Consider the following 20,814-nt stretch of genomic DNA (forward strand, 5'->3'; position numbering starts at 1 on the left):
GTCGATTCATTGCGTTAAACTCGGCAAAACGTCGATTTATTGCGCGAGAGCGGGAGGGCTCGTGGACCGGCTGGACGAGACCGACGAACGCATCCTCGCGGAGCTGGCCAAGCACGCGCGCGCCACCTTCGCGGAGATCGGCCAGAAGGTCAACCTGTCCGCGTCGGCGGTGAAGCGGCGCGTCGACCGGATGGTCGACGACGGCGTGATCAAGGGCTTCACCACCGTTGTCGACCGCAACGCCCTCGGCTGGAACACCGAGGCGTACGTGCAGGTGTTCTGCCACGGCAGGATCGCCCCGGACGCGCTGCGCGCGGCCTGGGTAGACATCCCCGAGGTGATCAGCGCCGCGACGGTGACCGGCACACCGGATGCGATCCTGCACGTGCTGGCCCGCGACATGCGGCACCTGGAGATCGCCCTGGAGCGGATCCGGTCGAGCGCCGACGTCGAACGCAGCGAGAGCATCGTCGTGCTGTCGAACCTGATCGACCGCGCACGCCCCTAGCCGCGCAGCGCACGCAGCCAGCGCCGCATTCGCCCCGGCTCGCGCGTCGGTGGCCGCCGGAATGCGTAGGCCCACGGCCGGTTTCGCTCCGGGACCGCGGCGGCCCGGGCCTGCTTCAGCTGCATGCGCAGGTGCTGCCGCAGCTCGTGCAGGTCTGCGTCCGTCCACCGGTTGACGGCCTCGACGGGATCCGCGGTGAGGTCGTAGAGCTCCCACTGGTCGTCGAGCGGGGAGGTCCGATACGCCTCTCCCCCAAGGCCATTAGCCGCCAGTTGCCGGACGCCCGGCTCGGTCCACGTGCTGGGGTCGTCGAAGGTGCGCACCAGCTTCCACAGATGCCCGCTACCGCCTGGGACGTCGTCGACGCGGAGGACCAGGCCCTCGAAGTTAGAGGCCGTGTAGGCCGGGATCCGGATGCGCAGCGGCGCGGGCGGATTGACCGTTCGCTTGAGGCGGCGCGCCAGGCCGGAGGCGCCGGTGTCGCCCTCGAGCACGTTGTCGCGAGTCATCAGGTAGACGGGCCGCGCCTCGTCGGCCGCCCCGCCATCGACGATCGGCATGAGATTGCGGCCCGGCAGCTCGTGCACTTCCGAGAATGACTCGGCCAGCGTCGCCGCGACCGCGTCGACGTCGATACCGGCGGCTCCCAGCAGGGTCGGGACCAGGTCCACGTGCGACGTCGGCGCCGTCACGACCCGCGCCTTGGTGGCGCGCGAACCGATGCGGGCGATGACGAACGGAACGCGGGTGGCCTCGTCGTACAGGTTGAACCACTTCTGATGCAGGCCGCCGTGCGCGCCCAGCAGATCGCCGTGGTCGGCCGTGCGGACCAGCAGCGCGTCGTCCGACCCGCTCTCGGTGACGGCACGCCTGACCCGGTCGATCGGCCCGTCGACCTCGGCGTGCAGCCGGTAGTAGAGGTCCCGGTAGCGCTGCGCGTTGCGGTCGTAGGCCCGGTGGATCGCCGGCGCCGGGCCGTAGCCGGAGTAGTAGGCCTCCCGGAACGCGATCTGCGCGGCCGGCTTGGTCGACAGGTCCTCGTCAGCGGTGGGCGCCGGGGGCACCGGGGGCGGATCCACGGGCGAGGGCCCCAACGGTCCGCGCCGCGACCACGTCGGAAACAGCACAATGTCATGGGGATTCACAAAGCTGGCCACCAGTAGGAAGGGGCGCAGCGCGTCCGCGTCACCGGCACGGCGGCGCGCATAGCGGTCGGTGAGCCAGTCGACCACCCGGTCGGCGATCAGGGGGTCGCGGCGGACGCCGGCGTCGGCCAGCAGCGCCCCGTGCGGCTCCGGCCCCACCCATCCCGAAAAGCCGAAGGGCCGCAACGGATCGGCGTCCAGGTAGCGCCGCACCGCGGCGTGGTCGACGACGCCGCCGTCGTCGTTGGTCCCCAGCGGCCGGCCGGTCGCCGGGTCGATGAGGTCGGCGTGCGAAATGTGCCACTTGCCGTCGTAGTGGGTGTCGTAGCCCGCCGCGCGGAACCAGTTGCCGAGCGTGGGCACCTCGCCCTGCCGCAGCCAGCGCATCCGCGAGTCGTCGGCCGTCTTGCCGAGCCCGTCGGTCTGGGTGACGCCGTGCAGGTCCGGGTAGTGCCCGGTGAAGATCGTCGGGCGGCTGGGCACGCAGGCCAGTGAACCCGTGTAATGCCGGGCGAAGCTGATGCCATGATCGTCGAACCACTTGCGGCCGGCCAGGATCCGATCCCGCCACGCGCGCACTTCGGGCGCCTCGTACGGCGGCACCGCGCGTTCCTCGTCGGTCATGACGATGATGACATCGGGCCGGTCAGACACGGGCCTGCTCCAATCGGTTCGCGAGCCCGGCGAGCATCACGCCGGACTGTCGGGCGAGGTAGCGGCACAGCGCGCGTTCGGCCAGCCGCTGGAGCGGGTGCGGGCCGATCCCGACCGTGCTCGTCAGGGTCACGACGGCCGAGTCCCCGGCGCCCGGATCGACCGTCCAGCGGTTCGTCACGCGGCGCAGGCGGCGGGGCAATCCTTCGATGTCGTAGGCCAGCGCGCGGGGCGCGTCGAACTCGGTGATGCGCTCGACGAGGGCGTCGCGGCCGACCTGCACCCGGCGGGCGGTGCCGACGGGGCCGCCGCCCGGGCCGCAGAACAGGATGCACGAGTGGTCGACGTTGTCGGCCCACGAGCTGATCGACCCGAAGTCAGCGAGGACGTCCCAGACTTCCTGCGGGCGAGCCGCGATGCCCCGCGTGCGCTGAATGTCGGCCACGCGCTCAAGCTACGCGACCGGTCACCTTCCCAGGATGGTTTTACTGAGTCGTGCGCAATAGCGTTTCGAGTGCCACCGCCGCGCCGCTGACCGCGAGCACGATCGCCAGGGCCACCCAGTCGGCCAGCCTCGGTCGCGCCGGGTTGGCCGAGATCTGACCGGTGCCGCCCCTGGCGGTGATCGCGTCGCCCATCTCGTCGGCGCGCCGCAGCGTCACGGTGATCGCGGCCGACAGGAGGTCGATGAGCTCCAGCGCGTGCCGGCGGCGGCGGGCCTTGCGGCCCCGCGGAATCCGCTTGGGCCGCAACCGGCGGGCGGCCGAAAGCACCTGGAATTCGTCGATCAGCATCGGGAAGGCCCGCAGCGCCAGCGCCAGCGCCACCGCCCACTCGTCCACCGGAATCCGCAAGCGGCGCAGCGGCCGCCCCAATGAGGCCATCGCCGGGCCTATCTCGGCGACATTGGTGGTCCACGACACCATCGCCCCGAGCCCGAGCAGCACGATCGACAGCGCGGTGATGCGCAGGAAGTTCAGCCCTCCCCCGAGTCCGAGCTCGAAACCGCCGACCGAAACCTTCGGGGTGCCGCCGGCCAGCGCGGCCGTGATGCCGCCCAGCGCGAGAATGACCCACAACCACCGCGGTACCGACGGGAGCGCGCCGCGCGGAATGTGCGCGATCCTGGCCGCGGCTAAGACCAGCGCAGCCACCAGCCCGATCGCAACCCATCCGGGGTAGAACGTCAACAACACCGAAAAGCCGAAGACGGCAAGCAATTTGGTGCCCGCCCACAGGTCGTGAATGGGCGAGGTCCCGGGTATCGGAACCAGCACCACCACCGGACGCGGATTGCGCCGGGTCTGGCCGTGCGACGGCGATGAGGTCGACGACGCTGTGGTCATGCCATGCCACCCGTGGCCGCCGAGACCGGCACCAGCACGCCGTTGCTCAGGTGCAGCGTGCGCGGGCACAGGTCTTCGAGCCCGGCGAAGTCGTGGGAAATGACGACGACGGTCAACTCGCGGTCGCGACGCAGGTCCTCCAGCAGGCGCAGCAGCCCGCGTTGGCTGGCCGCGTCGAGCCCGGCCAGCGGCTCGTCGAGGATCAACGCCCGCGGCGAGCACGCCAACAGCCCGGCCAGCACCACCCTGCGCATCTGCCCGCCGCTGAGCTGGTCGATCCGCCGCTTGGCCAAGGTGGGATCCAGCCCGACGACACCGAGCGCGGCTGCCACCCGGTCCTCGTCGCGCGGCGAAAAGCCCGCCGCGGAGGCCACTTCCTCGTCGACGCGGCCGCGCATGAGCTGCAGCCGGGCCGCCTGGAATGACAGCGCCACCGCGCCGACCTGTTCATGCGTGGGCCGGCCGTCCAGGAGGCAGGCGCCGGTCGTGGGAACGGTGAGGCCGGCCAGGATCCACGCCAGGGTCGACTTTCCGGAGCCGTTGCCGCCGTGGATCAAGACGCCGTCGCCCTGTTCGACCACGAAGCTGATGTCGCGCAGGGCGGTCTTGGCCCACGGGGTTCCGCTGCCGTACTCGTGCCCGACGTTGATGAGCTCCAGCACCGGCGCGTTCGAGCCGCGCTCGACGGCGGGGGCCGCCATCGGTGGGCTCGCCGTCTCGACCATGTCCGTGTTGTCCGGTGAGTCGCTGAGGTTGACCGTACGGTCCGCGGAGTTCGCCTCGTTGTTGTAGTGCGTGATGTGCACCAGGGCGGTCCGGTGGCGTCTGGTGAGACCGGACAGCACGCCGAGCAGGGCGTCGCGGCCCTGCTGGTCCACCATGCTGGTGACCTCGTCGGCGATCAGCAGCGACGGTTCCCGGGCCAGCGCCGCCGCGAGCGCGAGCCGCTGCAGTTCACCGCCGGACAGGCTGCCGGTCTCGCGTTCGCCGAGCCCCCCCAGGCCGACCTCCTGAAGCAGCTGCGGCACATCGACGTTGGTGCCCGGCGGCAGGCCCCAGACGACGTCGTCGGCGACCCGGGTGCCCAGGACCTGGCTTTCCGGGTGCTGCAGGACGACGGCGGTGCCCCCCAGCTTGCCCAGACCCACCGCGCCCGGACGCTCGACGGTGCCCGACGTGGGCTCGCGGCCGGCCAGGATCAGCATCAGCGTGGACTTGCCGGAGCCGTTGGCCCCGGTGATCGCCACGTGCTCGCCGACCCGCAGCTCGAGGCTGAGCTCGCGCAGCGCGTCCTGACCGGCGCCGGGGTAGCGGAAGCGGACGTGGTCCAGCCGCACGGGGACCGGGCCCACGGGGCGGTCCGCGTCCGTGACCGGCGCGTCCAGTTTGTGGACGTCGGGCACGCCCTGCATCCGATCGAGCACGCGGGACAGCGCCCACCAGCCGATCAGGGAGACGACCAGCACCGAGACGACGAAATACACGAGGAAGACCCACGGCCAGTGGTTGAGCCCGGCATCGAAATGGTGCTTGAAACCGGCGCCGGCACCCCGCAGATGCACGTGATTCATCGCGGTGACGAGACCCTCCACGTTCGACGTCATCGCCTTGAAGATCAGGTGCCGAAGCCGGGTGAGGACGGCCAGCGCGCCCACCATCAGGCCACCGAACAGCAGGCCGGCGATGAGGCCGGTGACGACCACCGTCGGTGTGCCGCGGCGCTTGCGTTTGACCGTCCCGGTCAGCCCCCCGATGTAGGCGCTGTTGAACACCGCCATGAAGCCGCCCATCCCGGTGATCAGGAAGGCGATCACGCCGGCGGCGACGGTCGCGGCGATCAGCACGCGGAAGCGGTAGCGGTACGCGAGCAGGCCCATGGGCACCGTGCCCAGCAACGCCAGGCCGGCCGCGAAGGGGACGACGATGGAGATGATCGCGGTGACGGCACACAGCGCCGCCATGACCGACGCGTGGGCCAGTTCGCCCGGCTGCAGGGCCCCGCGCCGGCGGTGCGAAGACGAGGGGGCGGACGCGATCACTTCACCGATTCTGCCAGGCCGCAGCGCCTTGTCCCCGCAGCACACCGTTTCGACCGAGCGCGACGCGCCGCTCGTCTCCCATAGCAAAGCTATGCAACGATGGAGGCATGAACGCATCCGCTACCAACCGCACCGAGGTCGTCGACGCCGCGAACGCCCGGCAGGAGACCGGGCTGGGAGCGGATTTGCTCGCCGTGGTGGCGCGGCTCAACCGGCTGGCCACCCAACGCATCCAGATGCCGCTGCCCGCGGCCCAGGCCAGGCTCCTGGCGACCATCGAGGTCCAAGGGGAGGCCCGCATCGGCGACCTGGCCGGCGTCGACCACTGCTCCCAGCCGACGATGACCACCCAGGTGCGCCGGCTCGAAGACGCCGGCCTGGTCACCCGGATGGTCGACCCCGGCGACGCCCGGGCCGTGCGGATCCGGATCACCCCGGAGGGGAAACGCACCCTCAACGCCGTCCGCGCCGACCGCGCGGCCGCGATTGCGCCGCAGTTGGCTCAGCTCGAGCCGGCAGACCGCGAGGTGCTGACCGAGGCGGTCCAGATCTTGCGCCGGCTCCTCGACAACGCCTCGACCATGGGACGTCGCGGCGCCGTGTGAGCGGCGCTCGCCCCGGTGGATAGATCCCGGTGGGCGGGTAGACAATTGACCTCTAGGGTGTTGGGGCGGATTCGACTTTTCCGGCGCGATCGAGCCGACCGATGACGAGAGGTGGCGGCATGCGGAGCGAGGCGTCTGCCCTTCCGGCCTCCCCGTTGACGGTGCTGGTCGGGTCGGCGCGGTACGTCTTTGTGCCCGGCCGCGACGTGCTCGTGGGTTATGGCCCGCCGTGCGACATCCCGTTGGAGCGGCTGGGCTACGCGGGCATGCGGCCGCCGGCGCCCCGCGTCGAGATGGTGCTGCGGTTCACCGGAAGCCACTGGGTGGCCGTCGACCGGGGTCCCCTCGGCATGTTCGTCAACGGCGCACGGGTGCCGACCGTCGACATCGCCCACGGGCAGGTGGTCAGCATCGGTGATCCGCAGCGCGGCCCGCGGCTGGTCTTCCAGCTCGGCGCCGCGGCGGCCCCACCGGGGCGGCCCCCGGCGCCCCCGCAGCGCCCCCCGTACCCGCCGCCACCGCGCGTCGCGCCGCCGCCCCCGGCACCCCCGCGGCAACCGCCGCGGTATCCTCCCCCGCCTCCCCCGCCGGTTCCCGGCCAGGCGCCGCGGGGCCGCCCGGACGCTCCCGACGGCCCGGACCTTCGGGCCCCGACGGAGCGCGGCACCGAGCACATCCGGGTTCCCCCGCCGCCGTCCCAGCGCGCCGCCCAACCGGCACCGGCGGGAGCCCCACCCGTTGCGCCTGCGCCACCCGATCCGCAGCCCGCCGCCCCGCCCGAAGAGCCGCCCGCGGCCGCCGTCGATGAGCCGAAGGGGCAGGGCCTGATCGAACGGATGGTCACGCGGAAGTTCCGCGTCGCGCGGCCGTCCTTCCGCACCGAGGAGGGCAGCTCCACCTACCGCCTGCCGCTGCGGCCGGGAGCGCGGACCCTCGGGGTCGCCGCGCACGGGCTGGGGCTCACGCTGGACGGCCACGAGGTCCTCTCGAACATCTCGTTCACCGCACGCCCCGCCAGCTTCACGGCGGTGACCGGACCGTCGGCGGCGCGGAACTCGGCGCTGCTGGCGCTGCTGTCCGGCGCCCGGTCCGACGGCACCGGCCAGGTCACCGTCGACGGCCACGACGTGCACGCCGAACCGGAGTCCATGCGCACGCGGATCGGGATCGTGACGCGTGACGAGTGCGTTCACGCCCGGCTTACCGTCGAGCGGGCCCTCAGTTATGCCGCCGAGCTGCGCCTGCCGCCGGAAACATCGCCGGAGCACCGGAAGCGCGTGGTCAACCAGGTGCTCGAGGAGCTTGACCTGACGGAACACCGGGCCACGCGGATCACCAAGCTGCCGCCGGAGGTGCGCCGGTGTGCGTCGATGGCGGTCGAGCTCATCACCAGGCCGACGCTGCTCGTCGTCGACGACCCGGGCGCCGGGTTGGACGCCGCACAGCAGAACCACGTGATGAGCGTCCTGCGCCGCCAGGCCGACATCGGCTGCGTCGTCGTGGTGTCCTTGTCGCCGCAGTCGGCGCTGGGTGACCTCAACATGTGCGACCAGGTCTTGGTCCTGACCGCCGCCGGCGCCCCGGCCTTCCTCGGGACACCGCTGCAGGTCGAATCCGCGATGGGCACCAATGACTGGGCGGAGATCCTCGCGCGGGTCAGCGTCGATCCCGGTGGCGCCCACCGCGCGTACCTCGCAGGGCAGCAAGCCCCCGCCGAGCCTCCAGAGGCCGCCGAACCGTGGCCGCCGCCTACCGCGCTGCCGATCAAGCGACAGATCGCCATGCTGACCCGCCGGCAGATCCGCCTGCTTTTCGTGGACCGGGTCTATTTTCTGTTCTGGGCGGTCCTGCCGTTCCTCCTCGCGGCGCTGGCCGTGCTCATCCCCGGGGATTCCGGCCTGGACCGGCCCACGCCGAGCAGCGACAACCCCCACGAAGCCGTCGAGATCCTGGCCGCCCTCAACATCGCCGCGGTCATTCTCGGCACGGCGCTGACCATCCGTGTCGTGGTCGCCGAGCGGCACGTGTTCCGCCGCGAGCAGGCCGTCGGGCTGTCGGCCTCCGCCTACCTGGCGGCGAAGGCCGCCGTGTTCAGCGTCGCCGCCGCGATCCTGACGGCGATCGTGTTCGTCGTGCTGGTCGCGGTCAAAGGCGGCCCGGTGCACGGCGCGGTCCTGCTGCACAACGCGACCTTCGAGCTGTACGTGAGCGCGGCCGTCACGGCCATAGTCTCGGCCATGGTGGGGCTCGCGCTGTCGACGCTCGGCAAGTCGCTGCGGGAGGTGCTGCCGCTGTCCGTGCCCGTCGTGCTGGCGTCGCTGTTGTTCGACGGCTGCCTGGTCCCGCTGGTGAGCAAGTGGGGGTTCCAGCAGGTCTCGTGGTTCGTCCCGGCCCAGTGGGGCTTCGCCGCCTCGGCGTCCACGGTCGACCTGCGCCGGGTCGACGCGCTGGCCGCCAACGCCGAGATGTGGGCGCACTACAGCGGTTGGTGGGTGTTCGACATGATCATGCTGGTGCTCTTCGGCGCGGTCGCGTCCGGCGTGGTGCTGTACCGGCTGCGGCCGCCCAGACGCGCGACCGGCTCCCCGTCACTGCATCGCGAACAGCAGAAACTGAGTGATCTGAGCGGGTGAGAAGTTGTTGTCGGTGACCAGCACCACCGACTGGCGGCCGTCGGGCAGTTTGGGGCCCAGGGTGATGCCCTCGACGTTGTCGGTGGGGTTGCCGGGCGTCCCCAGCCCGGGCGTCGCGCCGAGGTCGGCAGCCAACGATTTGCTCATCGGGGTCAGCACCGCGTGCTGCAGCGACGGCACGGCCGAGACGTCGGTCGCCGCGCCGAGGTCGGCGCGGTAGATCCGGACGTACGGGGGCACCGAGTCGGACCGCTCCAGCACCAGGAACGTCGTGTCGGACAACGCGACGAGATCGGAGACCCCGTTGAGGTCGGCGGGCGGCGGCGGGGGCGCCATCGGGTAGGCGTACTGCGCGGTCTCCATGCCGGTGGCGGCGTCGAACTTCGTGACCCTGGTCAGCACCTGGTGGCCGTCGTCGGTGGCCGGGCCGTCGTTGTAGCCGGGGTCCTCCATCGCGGCGAACACCCACCGCCCGTCGGGCGTCAGCGTCAGCCCCTCCAACGCCCGGTTGCGGCGCGGCCCGGTGGGCTGCGCCGACATGGCGAGGTTCGGCGGCAGCGCGAACTGGCCCAGGTAGGCGCCGTCGAGCCCGGCGATCCTGACCCACGGGTCCTGCAGGACCGGTCCCGCGGTGATCCGTTCGCCCTCCGAGGACCAATACAGGCGCTGGCGCCCCGGGTCGAAGGCGATGCCTTCCGGGTCCGGCGGAATGACGGGCGGCGTGGCGTTCAGCTCCAGCGGCCGGAAGGGCTGACCGGACTGATCCAGCAGCGGACGGGTGCTTGTGAACGTGACCTTGTCGATTCCCTTGAGGGACAACGACAGCTGCACGGTGTAGAAGCGGGCCGGGCTCTTCTGGGAGCGGTCGTCGCTGATCACGTAGTAGAGCTGGCTGCCGGCGTCGTAGCTGATCGCCGACAGCCCGCCGACGATCGTATTCTCGAAGGTGGCGCCGAACGGCACCTGCGACTGACCGAGATAGGCCAGCAGCGGGGGCGGAACGGGGCGATGGCGCGCCGGGGAGCATGCGGCCGCGAGGAACAGCCAGCCGGCCGCCACCAGGCGGCCCGCCATTTGGCCGCCGCGTCGCCACCGACCCATACCCGAACGTTATCGGGCGGCTCTGGCGATTTCATCGGCGTTGTTCCCGGCGACACCGACGGCGGGTTACGGTCGAATTATGGCGCCAGAGACGAAGAGCACTGCCGAACATCTGCGCGACGCGTTGGACGGGCGTTGGCGCGACGTGAAGAACCAGCTGCGGGCCACGATGAGCGAGGACCTGTTCCGCCCGCACTACACTCCGAACACGGTGATCGCCCGGACCAAGGTGGCCGAGCAGATGCGGATCATGGCCGCCTTCGGCGCCGCCGCCGACAACTTCCGCAAGGAGCACGGCGGCACCGGTGACATCGGCGCGGCGATCACCATGATCGAGATGCTCGCGATGTCGGACCTGTCGCTGATGGTCAAGGCCGGCGTCCAGTGGGGGCTGTTCGGCGGCGCCGTCGAGAACCTGGGCACCGAGCGCCACCACGAGGCCTACGTCAAGGACATCATCAGCCTCGAGCTGCGGGGCTGTTTCGCGATGACGGAGACCGGCCACGGCAGCGACGTGCAGTCGCTGGAGACGACCGCGACGTACGACCCCGAGACGGAGGAGTTCGTCATCGACTCCCCCACCCCGACGGCGCGCAAGGACTACATCGGCGGAGCCGCCGAAACCGCCACGATGGCAGCGGTTTTCGCGCAGCTGATCACCACCGAGAATGGCGAGCCGGTCAACCACGGCGTGCACTGTTTCATGGTCCCGATCCGCGACGCCGACGGCAACGACCTCCCCGGCGTGACGACGTCGGACTGCGAGTACAAGGGCGGCCTGCCCGGGGTGGACAACGGCCGCATCGTGTTCGACCACGTCCGCGTGCCCAGGGTGAACCTTTTGAACAAGTACGGCGACGTCGCGGCAGACGGCACGTACAGCTCGCCGATCGAGAATCCCAACCGCCGATTCTTCACCATGCTGGGCACGCTGGTGCGCGGCCGGATCACGGTGGGCGGCAGCGCGGGTGCCGCCGCCCGCGTCGCGCTGGACATCGCCACCAGATATGCGTTGCAGCGCAAGCAATTCAGCGCGCCCGACGGCGACGACGAGGTGGTGATCATGGACTACCTGGTGCACCAGCGCCGGCTGTTCCCGTTGATCGCCAAGTCCTATGCCCTGCAGTTCGCCCAGAACGAGCTGGTGAGCAAGTGCCACGACATCCAGACCGCGGACGCCGTCGACGCCGAGGAACAGCGCGAACTGGAGTCCCGCGCCGCGGGCCTGAAGGCGTCCAACACGTGGCACGCGAGTCGCGCCATCCAGGAGGCCCGCGAGGCCTGCGGCGGTGCGGGCTACATGGCCGAGAACCGGCTGGTCGCGCTCCGCGGCGACACCGACGTGTTCACCACCTTCGAGGGCGACAACCATGTGCTCACCCAGCTGGTGGCCAAGGAGTTGCTCACCGCCTACCGCGACGACATCCGCAGCATGAGCCCGGTCGAGTGGGTGCGCTTCGCGGCCAGCACGGTCAGCGAGCGCGTCGTCAAACGCACCGCCGCCGAGGCGATCATCCAGACGATCGTGGACGCCCGCCAGGACAACGAGGAGGAGGGGAGCCTGTTCAACCGCGGCACCCAGATCCAGATGTTCTCCGACCGCGAGGAGTACCTGCTGGCGTCCGTCGCGCGCCGGCTGCAGGGCAAGTCCAAGGAGATGTCGGCGTTCGATGCGTTCAACGCCGTCCAAGACCACGTGCTGCACGCCGCGTCCGCGCACATCGACCGCGTGGTGCTCGAGGCGTTCGTCGCCGGCATCGACGCCTGTGAGGACGCGGAGGCCCGTGAGCTGCTGGGGATCGTGTGCGACCTCTACGCGTTGTCGGTGATCGAGGACGACAAGGCCTGGTACATCGAACACCGGTACCTGTCCACCGAGCGGGCCAAGGCCGTCACCCGGGGCATCAACGATCGGTGCCGCGCGCTGCGGCCGCACGCGAAGACCCTCGTCGACGGGTTCGGGATTCCCGAGCAGCTGCGTTACGCCGAGATGCTGCATCCGGAGAACTTGACGGTGTGACGCGGTTGCGGCTTGGGGGCTTTGGGGCTGTCGCTGCCCGTCGAGCGTGAAGCCAGGGCGGGGATTCCGCGCTCAAAGTCAAGTGGTTAGTGCAACAGGGTGTTCAGGCTGCCTGCTCGAGGAGGGCTGCCAGCCGCTGAGCTGGCGTGTCGAGGTCGAGGGTGGGTCGAGGTCGTCGGTTAAGGGTGTCTTGGATGCGTTTGAGGTCGGCTGGGGTGTAGCCGCTGAGATCGCTGCCCTTTTCGAACCAGAACCGCAGCAGCCGGTTGGTGTTCTCGTTGGTGCCGCGCTGCCAGGGCGAATGCGGATTGCAGAAATACACCGGAGTTTTAGCTGGAGGTGGATGTCTTTCCAGCGGGCCATCTCCGAGCCGCGATCCCAGGTGATCGAACGGCGTAGATGCTCGGGCAATTGGCTCATCGCGGCGATCATCGCGGTAGATACGGTCTCGGCGGTGTGGTCGCCAGGCAGGTGCAGCAGCAAGGTGAACCGGGTCGTGCGTTCGACCAGGGTGCCAATAGCGCTGTTGTTCGGGCCGACGATCAGATCACCTTCCCAATGCCCGGGAACCGCCCGGTCTTCGGCTTCGGCGACCGCTCGGCGATGGTGAACTCCTCACCGCTGCTGTAGACCCCGCTGCGGCTATCGACGTGACCGCGCGACTTGCGGGCCGACCGCTTAGTGGACAAACACCGGTGCAGATCAGCGCGCAGACTGCCACGGGTCTGCACATACAGGCATTGGTAGATGGTTTCGTGGCTCACTGTTGCCAGCTTGTCATCGCGATGATCGCGGGCCAACACATCAGCGATCAGTTTCGGGCTCCACCCCTGGTCCATCCAGGCCTCGATCGCTGCGCATAACGGGTTGTCAATGAGCTTGAAATTCTTCGGCCGGCGAGCCTTCTCAGCGGCCCGCGCATGAGCCATCAGGGCGTGGTAATCCCCGTCGGCGTTGCGATTACGCCGCGTCTCGCGGTAGATCGTGGATCGGTCGCGGTCGAGCCGCTCAGCGATCTCGGCGTCACTGAGGCCGGCATCGCGCGCACGCATGATCTCGACACGTTCTTCGACACTGAGCCGATGACCTCGGCCACCGGGCAACGACATGTTGCCCGGTTGGAGTAGACCACGTCGACCCCGTCCGCCAATCTGCACCTTCATTGCCCCAGCCTTGCGCCACCACGCTGCCCCGACGTTGCGCGACACGCCCAGCTGCCGTTCGGCCTCCCACACCGACGTTCCCGAGCAGACGAGATCAAAAAACAGCCAGCGCAACTCCCGCGGAGCCCGATATCCAGTCGGCATTGCAACCTCCAAAACTAGGGATGTTGCACTGACCGTATGAATCTGCCGCCGAGATCCCGCCCTGTGCTCACGCTCGACGCCCAGGATCCACTCCAATTGCTTGGCGGCCGCTGGCCCTCGCGCGGCTGCGGGCATCGAGTGTGAATCCAGGCCGTCGATTGTGAAGCCGGGGCGGGAATTCCGCCGAGAACCCGCCCCAGAAGCACACTCGACGCCCAGAATGCACACTCAACTGCGTGCCGGCCGCCCCGCCGTCGCGAAAATGCCTCGCGCGGCTGCGGGCATCGAGTGTGAATCCAGGCCGTCGATTGTGAAGCCAGGGCGGGAATTCCGCCGAGAACCCGCCCCAGAAGCACACTCGACGCCCAGAACGCACACTCAATCACCTTGTATTTCAACCAAAGCCATCAACGTTGAGCGCCAACCTTACTGATGCGGGATCTTGCCGAGCGCCTGCAGTTTGCCGCCCGACCCGATCTTGAACTTCACGGTGCCGATGCCAGTGGGGCAGCACGGCTGGTCCTTCCCGACCTGCCATTGGTACTGCACCGTCACCGTGTCATCCGACGGTGCTAGCACAGTGATGTACGGCTTGGGGTTGGGCGTTGGCGTGCCCAGCGAAACGTTGTGGTCGAAGAACAGCAGCTGCTGGCCCGTCGACTCGCTGGCGATGGTGGGGATGACCTGCACCCAGTACAGGCGGCAGTTCCTGGTGTGCCCGCGCGCGATCTCGACCCATGCGGTTCCCGGATCGGTGATGGGCACCGAGGCGATGGCCTGCCGCACGGTGTCCGGCGTCGGCCCGTCGGAGTCTTTACATTTGTCGGGAGGCGCCGACGGCGAGTTCGATGGTTTGCCACCGCAACCGGCGGCCAGCAAAATCAGGAGGATCACGGTCAGCCGGCGCACGTTGTGAGCTTAGCGAAGGCTGTGAATGTCCCATCCGTTTCGTCATAGAACGGGCTGCGGGGCCGACGCGCGCCAACGCCGCGGGTAGCCTCGGGCTGGTCCGCTCGTCGACGATGACCTGCGATAACACCCCACTGATCGTAAAGCCATCACGGTCACATCACCGCCCCGCCGAGCCCGGTGAGAGGTCACCGTAAACGCTCGGAAACATCGAGCATCCGGTGCGAAACATGCTTGCCCCACAATCGCGATAGAGCTCTGTCCGCAAACGACGGCAAACGAGGAGGACGCAATCGTGGCCCCGGAGTCCATGGTGTCCGCCGACGCCGTGAACACCATGTGCGGTTATTGCGGTGTGGGCTGCGGCATGGTGCTGCAGATCGCAACAGAGGGCCAAAGCGACCGTCGTCACGTCGTCAAGTCGGTTGGCAACAAAGAACATCCGGCCAACTTCGGCCGACTGTGCACCAAGGGCGCCACCACGGCGGACCTGCTCGCCGCGCCGGGCCGGCTGGATGCGGCGCACCTGCGCCCCGAGCGCGGCGACCCCCCGGAGCCAGTGGACATCGACCGCGCGATCGTGGAGTGCGCCAATCGGTTACGGTCCATCATCGACGAGCACGGTCCGGACGCGTTCGCGATGTACGTGTCCGGGCAGATGTCCATTGAGGCGCAGTACCTGGCGAACAAGCTGACCAAAGGCTTCATCGGCACCAACCAGATCGAGGCCAACTCGCGTCTGTGCATGGCCAGCGCGGCGTCCGGCTACAAGCTGTCACTGGGGGCGGACGGGCCGCCCGGGTCCTACCAGGACTTCGAGCACGCCGACGTCTTCTTCGTCATCGGCGCCAACATGGCCGACTGCCACCCAATCCTGTTCCTGCGGATGATGGATCGCGTCAAGGCGGGCGCGAAGCTCATCGTCGTCGACCCGCGCCGGACGGCGACCGCGGACAAGGCCGACCTGTTCTTACAAGTCGCCCCCGGCACCGATCTCGCCCTGCTCAACGGGCTGCTGCACCTGATCGTCGAAAACGGGCACACCGACGACGAATTCATCGCCGAATTCACCGAGGGCTGGGAGTTGATGCCCAGCTTCCTCGAGCAGTTCACCCCGGACCACGTCAGCAAGATCACCGGTATTCCGGCAGACGACATCCGCACGGCCGCGCGCTGGATCGGTGAGGCCGCGAACTGGACGAGCTGCTGGACGATGGGCCTCAACCAGAGCACCCACGGCACCTGGAACACCAACGCCCTGTGCAACCTGCACCTGGCCACCGGCGCGATCTGCAAGCCCGGCAGCGGACCGTTCTCGCTGACCGGGCAGCCCAACGCCATGGGCGGCCGCGAAATGGGTTACATGGGGCCGGGTCTGCCGGGACAGCGCTCCGTCGCCTCGGCCGACGACCGGGCCTTCGTCGAAGACCAGTGGGGCATCCCCCGCGGGTCGCTGCGCACCGACCTCGGCACCGGCACGGTCGACATGTTCTCCCGCATGGCCGACGGCCAGATCAAGGCCTGCTGGATCATCTGCACGAATCCCGTTGCCACCGTGGCGAATCGGAGGACCGTGCTGGAAGGACTGGAGAGCGCCGAGCTGGTCATCAGCCAGGACGCCTTCGCCGAGACCGAGACCAACGCGTACGCCGACGTGTTGCTGCCGGCCGCGCTGTGGACGGAGTCCGAGGGGGTGATGGTCAATTCCGAGCGCAACCTGACGCTCTTCCAGCCGGCGGTCGAGGCGCCGGGCCAAGCGCTGCCGGACTGGCAGCTCATCTCCCGGATCGCCTGCGCGATGGGCTATTCGGCCGCGTTCGACTACCACTCCGCGGAAGAGGTCTTCGAGGAGATCCGGCGGTTCTCCAACCCGGCCACGGGCTACGACCTGCGCGGCGCCAGCTACGACCGCCTGCGGCGGACGCCGCTGCAGTGGCCGTGCCCGCCCGACGCCGAAAGCGACCGCAACCCGATCCGCTACCTCAACGACGGCGTCAGCCAGACACGGCTGGCCCGTGCGGACGGCCGGGTGCCGCGGCTGGCGTTTCCCACCCCCACCGGCCGGGCGGTGTTCTTGCCCCGCCCCCACCTGCTGCCCGAAGAGATGCCCGACGACGACTTCCCGTTCGTGCTCAATACCGGTCGCCTGCCGCATCAGTGGCACACAATGACCAAGACGGGCAAGGTCGCCAAGCTCAACAAGCTCAACCCCAAGCCGCTCGTCGAGATCCACCCAGACGACGCCGCCCGGCTCACCATCGCCGAGGGCGACCTCGTCGAAATCGCCTCGCGCCGTGGGCGAGCCGTCCTGCCCGCCGTCGTCACCGACCGCGTACGGCCGGGCGACTGCTTCGCGCCCTTTCACTGGAACGACGCCTTCGGCGAGTACCTGTCGATCAACGCCGTCACCAACGACGCGGCCGACCCTATCTCCTACCAGCTGGAGTTCAAGGCCTGCGCGGTCACCCTGACCAAAGTCGGTGTGGCCGAGCCGGATTCGGCTCCCGATGCGTCCGACTCCGGCCTTCCGGCGCCCGCCAATGCGATCGACCCCGGCAAGGTGGACACCCTGGCCACCCTCCTCGGCGTCACGGACGAACCGGCGCCTCAGTTCGGTCCGCTCGGCCGCTCCTATCTCGCGGGCCTGGTCACCGGGCTGCGCGCGGAGGCCGGCCGAGGCGCCGTCGGCGTGCCGACTCTCCCGCAGAGCGCGCCGTTCGATCCGGCGACCCGGCTGTGGGTGGACGGCTTGCTCGCCGGGCTGTTCGGCCACACCGAAACGACGCCCGCCGTGCGGGAAGAGCCGACGACCGAGACGCCCGCCGGGCGCGCATCGATCGTGCTGCTGTGGGCCTCTCAGACCGGGAACGCGGAACAGCTGGCCGCCGATATCGCCGCGAAACTGGGCGAGGCCGGCCTGCCGATCGCGTTGCACAGCATGGACGACTTCGACGCGGCGCAGCTGCCCGCGGTCCGCGAGTTGCTGCTGATCACCAGCACCACCGGGGACGGCGACGCGCCGGACAACGGCGTCGCCCTGTGGCGGGCGCTGGCCGCCGACGGCGCGCCGCGACTCACCGACACCCGTTACGCCGTCCTGGCCCTGGGTGACTCGAGCTACGACGACTTCTGCGGTCACGGGCGCAAGCTCGACGCGCGCCTCGCCGAGCTCGGGGCGACCCGCATCGTCGACCGGGTCGACTGCGAACCCGACTACGACGAGGCCGTAGGCACGTGGTTGAGCGGCGTGATCGAGGCGCTGACCCGCACGCCCGCGCCGGTAAGCCGGGACGGTGCGGCACCCGCCGCCACCGCTCCGGTTTCCGAGCCGCCGCGGCCGACCAAGGGCGCCGGAGCGTCCGGCTACACCAAGAAGCATCCGCTGATCACCGACATGGCCCAGAACATCAAGCTGGGCCGCCCGCAATCGGCGAAGGACGTGCGGCAGTTGGTGCTTCGGGTGCCCGAAGACACGATCAGCTACGAGGCCGGTGACGCGCTCGGGGTGTGGCCGCGCAACAGCGATCAGCTGGTCGACGAATGGCTGTCCGTCACCGGGCTGGACGGGCAGACCCCTGTCGAGGTCGGTGAGCATGGTCTGATGTCGTTGCGGTCGGCGCTCACCGAACGAATCGAAATCGCGCACCTCAGCCGGGACCTGGTGCGGTTCGTGCAGGAGCGCACCGGCGACCTGGAACTCGCAGAGTTGTTGAAGCCGGAAAACAAGCGTGCACTGTCGGATTGGTCATGGGGGCGCCAGTCGATCGACCTGTTGGCTCAGCTGCCCGTCTCCGCATCCGCCCACGAGTGGCTAAGGGTCCTCAAACGCCTTCAACCGCGGCTGTACTCGATCTCGTCGAGCCCCAAAGAGTGCCCCGGGGAAGTTCACCTGACAGTTTCGCCGGTGCGCTACAACTTCCAGGGCGTCCCACGTCGCGGCGTGTGTTCGACCTACCTCGCCGACCGCCGCCCCGGCGACCGAGTCGCCGTCTATCTGCAGCCGTCGAGCAATTTTCGGATACCCAGCGATTCGCAGACGCCGATGATCATGATCGGTCCGGGAACAGGTATCGCGCCGTTCCGCGGCTTCCTGCAGGAACGCCGTGCGCTCGGCCACACCGGTCCCAACTGGCTGTTCTTCGGCGAGCAGCACGCCGCGACCGACTTCTACTACCGCGAAGAGATCCAGGCGATGCACGCCGATGGACTCCTCACCGAGATGGACCTCGCGTTCTCCCGGGACCAACACGAGAAGGTCTACGTCCAGCACCTGATGCGCAAGCGCGGAGCCCAGCTGTGGAGCTGGCTGCAGGACGGCGCCCAGCTGTATGTCTGCGGCAGCGCCGACCCGATGGCCAAAGACGTCGACCGCGCGCTCTGCGACATCGCGGCCGAGCACGGCAAGCTCGACCCGGATGCCGCGAAAGCCTACGTCCAGTCGTTGAGCGCCGATAAGCGCTACCACCGCGACGTGTACTGAGCCCAGCCCGGCAAACCCGTAATGCGGCGGAAACGTCGCGCATCCTCGGTCGAAACATGCCCGGCGCACCATTCGCCTGAAGAGCTGTTCCGCATTCGAGGAGGGACGTGGGCGTGGCTGGGGAGCGTGGTGCACAGGATAGCGGCGCCGTCCACTCTGGTTGCCCGCTGCAATGCCGGTTGCGGCAAGCGGCCGGGGCCGACACTGCCTCTCAGGGGTCGGTGGCCGACGAAGTCGACTGGGCGGGGTTGCCCGTCAACCTGGACCTGGTCTTCTCCCAGCAGCAGCGCGACAAGGTTTACGGCCAGTACCTGAGGCTCAGACGCGGCACCCAGCTGTGGCGGTGGCTGCCAAACGGCACCCAACGCTGCGCCTGCGAACTCGCCGCCGACGGGCAAGCCGTCCGCGACGCCGTCGATTCCGTGTCGAGTCGTTAGGCTGCGCCGCCAGGCGGAAAGAAATCACGGCGGTCGGAATTGCCGCGGAGTTTCGGTGAACCGACCGTTCGTCGACGAATCGGGTCGCCCATGTTCGCCCGAGGCATCTGACCGGGGCTTTTAGCCCACCATCTCTAGCGCCGGGTCGGCGTTTTTGTCAATGCCCACCGCTCACGGTGCGTCGAGGCAACCCGCCGATCCCTTTGCCGGCGCGTAGGTTTCCCCTATGAGGGGGGCGGACCGCGGCAAACGTCTCGTTGACGTGTCGGTGATCGAGACCTCGGGGCTGGGCGATCGCAGCTACCTGGTGAGCGACGGCGTGGTGGCCGTCGCCATCGACCCGCAGCGCGACATCGATCGAGTGCTGGAGTCGGCCGGCGACCTCCGCATCACCCACGTGCTGGAAACGCACATCCACAACGACTACGTGACCGGGGGCTTGGCGCTTGCCCTCGCGGTCGGCGCCGAATACGTCCTTCCCGCGGGCGAAGACGTCGAGTTCGCACGCCGGGCGGTCGGCGACGGCGACCGCATCGACAGCGGCGGCATCCACCTCGACGTGCTGCTGACACCGGGACACACCCACCACCATGTGAGCTACGTGCTCCGCGACGATGCCGGGGAAACCGTCGGTGTCTTCACCGGGGGATCGATGTTGTTCGGCAGTACGGGCAGAACCGACCTGGTCGGCGACGAGCACACCGGCGAACTGACCCGGCTGCAATACCATTCGGTCCGGCGCCTGGCCGACGAGCTGCCCGCGGCGACGGCGGTGTATCCCACCCACGGGTTCGGCAGCTTCTGTTCGGCCGCGCCCACCGACGGTGACGCCTCGACCATCGGTGATCAGCGCCGGAAGAACCCGGCGCTGACCCGGGGCGAGCAGGAGTACGTCGACGAGCTGTTGGCCAACCTGTCGGCCTACCCCGCCTACTACGCGCACATGGGCGTCATCAACAGGGCCGGCCCGCAGGCACCGGATTTGTCCGCGCCCGAACCCGTCGACCCCGATGAGCTCCGCGGGCGGATCGACGGCGGCGAATGGGTGGTCGACCTGCGCGGGCGAACGGCGTTCGCGGCCGGGCACCTCGCCGGCACTTACGGATTCGAGCTGTCCGGATCCTTCGTCAACTACCTCGGCTGGCTGTACGCGTGGGGCGCACCGCTGACCCTCATCGGAGACGATGCCCGACAGGTCGCCGAGGCCCAGCGCGAACTGGCCCGCATCGGCATCGACCGGCTCACCGGCAGCGCCACCGGCGACATCCGCGCGCTGGCCAGCGGTGAGGAGCTGCGGGCTTACCGGGTCGCCGCGTTCGAGGACCTCGTCGACGTGCTCGGCGACGAGGTCCTCGCAGACGGGGCGGTCGTACTCGACGTGCGCCAGCCGGGCGAATTCGACGCCGGCCACGTGCGCGGCGCGGTCAACGTCGCCCTGCACGAACTGCCCGAGCGCATCGACGAGCTTCCCGAGGACCGCGAGCTGTGGATCCATTGCGCCAGCGGTTACCGCGCGTCGATCGCGGCCGCGCTGCTGGACCGGCAGCGTCGCCGTGTCGTCCTGATCGACGACAACTACGACAACGCCGAAAAGCTGGACATCACGTCCGATTCAGCGTGAGCAAAACTG

13 protein-coding genes and 1 pseudogene are annotated in these 20,814 nt (G+C 69.3%); 7 read left to right on the forward strand and 7 right to left on the reverse strand.

Going from position 1 to position 20,814, the window contains the following annotated elements; all coding sequences use genetic code 11:
* Nucleotides 1–61: 61 nt before the first annotated feature.
* Nucleotides 62–508, forward strand: a complete 447-nt coding sequence (locus G6N56_RS07195; protein WP_085257411.1) for an Rv2324 family transcriptional regulator — start codon at nt 62–64, stop codon at nt 506–508.
* Here G6N56_RS07195 and G6N56_RS07200 read toward each other — a convergent pair.
* The 4 genes from G6N56_RS07200 to G6N56_RS07215 are packed head-to-tail and all read right to left on the reverse strand — an operon-like array spanning nt 505 to nt 5,692.
* Entirely contained in the window at nt 505–2,307 is a 1,803-nt protein-coding gene (locus tag G6N56_RS07200) for a sulfatase-like hydrolase/transferase (protein ID WP_085257410.1), read from the reverse strand. The genes G6N56_RS07195 and G6N56_RS07200 overlap by 4 nt on opposite strands.
* The gene (locus G6N56_RS07205) at nt 2,300–2,752 is read right to left on the reverse strand and encodes an SRPBCC family protein (RefSeq protein WP_085257409.1); all 453 of its coding nucleotides are present in this window, start codon (nt 2,750–2,752) and stop codon (nt 2,300–2,302) included. Before G6N56_RS07205 ends, G6N56_RS07200 begins: the two co-directional genes overlap by 8 nt.
* Before the next feature lie 40 nt (nt 2,753–2,792).
* Nucleotides 2,793–3,653 carry a CbiQ family ECF transporter T component gene (locus tag G6N56_RS07210; protein ID WP_085257408.1) on the reverse strand — a complete coding sequence of 287 codons (861 nt, stop codon included), beginning with the start codon at nt 3,651–3,653 and terminating at the stop codon, nt 2,793–2,795.
* A complete protein-coding gene (locus G6N56_RS07215) occupies nt 3,650–5,692 on the reverse strand; it encodes an ABC transporter ATP-binding protein (RefSeq protein ID WP_232069240.1) in 2,043 nt (680 codons plus the stop codon). The genes G6N56_RS07210 and G6N56_RS07215 overlap by 4 nt, the downstream gene beginning before the upstream one ends.
* A gap of 107 nt (nt 5,693–5,799) precedes the next feature.
* Between G6N56_RS07215 and G6N56_RS07220 the strand changes: the two genes are divergently transcribed.
* Nucleotides 5,800–6,297: a MarR family winged helix-turn-helix transcriptional regulator gene (locus G6N56_RS07220; protein ID WP_085257406.1), complete on the forward strand. Its 498-nt coding sequence runs from the start codon at nt 5,800–5,802 to the stop codon at nt 6,295–6,297.
* Nucleotides 6,298–6,416: 119 nt separating this feature from the next.
* The gene (locus tag G6N56_RS07225; protein WP_163645093.1) at nt 6,417–8,930 is read left to right on the forward strand and encodes an ABC transporter permease; all 2,514 of its coding nucleotides are present in this window, start codon (nt 6,417–6,419) and stop codon (nt 8,928–8,930) included.
* Here G6N56_RS07225 and G6N56_RS07230 read toward each other — a convergent pair.
* The gene (locus G6N56_RS07230; protein ID WP_085257908.1) at nt 8,886–10,004 is read right to left on the reverse strand and encodes an esterase-like activity of phytase family protein; all 1,119 of its coding nucleotides are present in this window, start codon (nt 10,002–10,004) and stop codon (nt 8,886–8,888) included. The genes G6N56_RS07225 and G6N56_RS07230 overlap by 45 nt on opposite strands.
* Before the next feature lie 106 nt (nt 10,005–10,110).
* On the opposite strand from G6N56_RS07230, the gene G6N56_RS07235 reads away from it, so the two are divergent.
* Nucleotides 10,111–12,051 carry an acyl-CoA dehydrogenase family protein gene (locus tag G6N56_RS07235; protein WP_085257907.1) on the forward strand — a complete coding sequence of 647 codons (1,941 nt, stop codon included), beginning with the start codon at nt 10,111–10,113 and terminating at the stop codon, nt 12,049–12,051.
* A 103-nt stretch (nt 12,052–12,154) separates the two neighbouring features.
* Here the strand turns inward: G6N56_RS07235 and G6N56_RS07240 are convergent.
* A pseudogene (locus G6N56_RS07240) lies at nt 12,155–13,358 on the reverse strand (IS30 family transposase).
* 426 nt (nt 13,359–13,784) lie between these two features.
* Entirely contained in the window at nt 13,785–14,252 is a 468-nt protein-coding gene (locus tag G6N56_RS07245; RefSeq protein ID WP_085258833.1) for an LppP/LprE family lipoprotein, read from the reverse strand.
* A 325-nt stretch (nt 14,253–14,577) separates the two neighbouring features.
* On the opposite strand from G6N56_RS07245, the gene G6N56_RS07250 reads away from it, so the two are divergent.
* The 3 genes from G6N56_RS07250 (at nt 14,578) to G6N56_RS07260 (ending at nt 20,805) form a co-directional block, all read left to right on the forward strand.
* On the forward strand, nt 14,578–18,747 hold the full coding sequence (locus tag G6N56_RS07250) for a bifunctional nitrate reductase/sulfite reductase flavoprotein subunit alpha (RefSeq protein ID WP_085258834.1): 4,170 nt from the start codon (nt 14,578–14,580) through the stop codon (nt 18,745–18,747).
* 221 nt (nt 18,748–18,968) lie between these two features.
* Complete coding sequence (locus G6N56_RS07255) at nt 18,969–19,184, forward strand: hypothetical protein (protein WP_142280885.1); 216 nt, start codon at nt 18,969–18,971, stop codon at nt 19,182–19,184.
* Nucleotides 19,185–19,410: 226 nt separating this feature from the next.
* On the forward strand, nt 19,411–20,805 hold the full coding sequence (locus tag G6N56_RS07260; protein WP_085258807.1) for an MBL fold metallo-hydrolase: 1,395 nt from the start codon (nt 19,411–19,413) through the stop codon (nt 20,803–20,805).
* Nucleotides 20,806–20,814 lie beyond the last annotated feature (9 nt).

It is taken from the genome of Mycobacterium saskatchewanense, assembly GCF_010729105.1.
GTDB classification, from domain to species: domain Bacteria; phylum Actinomycetota; class Actinomycetes; order Mycobacteriales; family Mycobacteriaceae; genus Mycobacterium; species Mycobacterium saskatchewanense.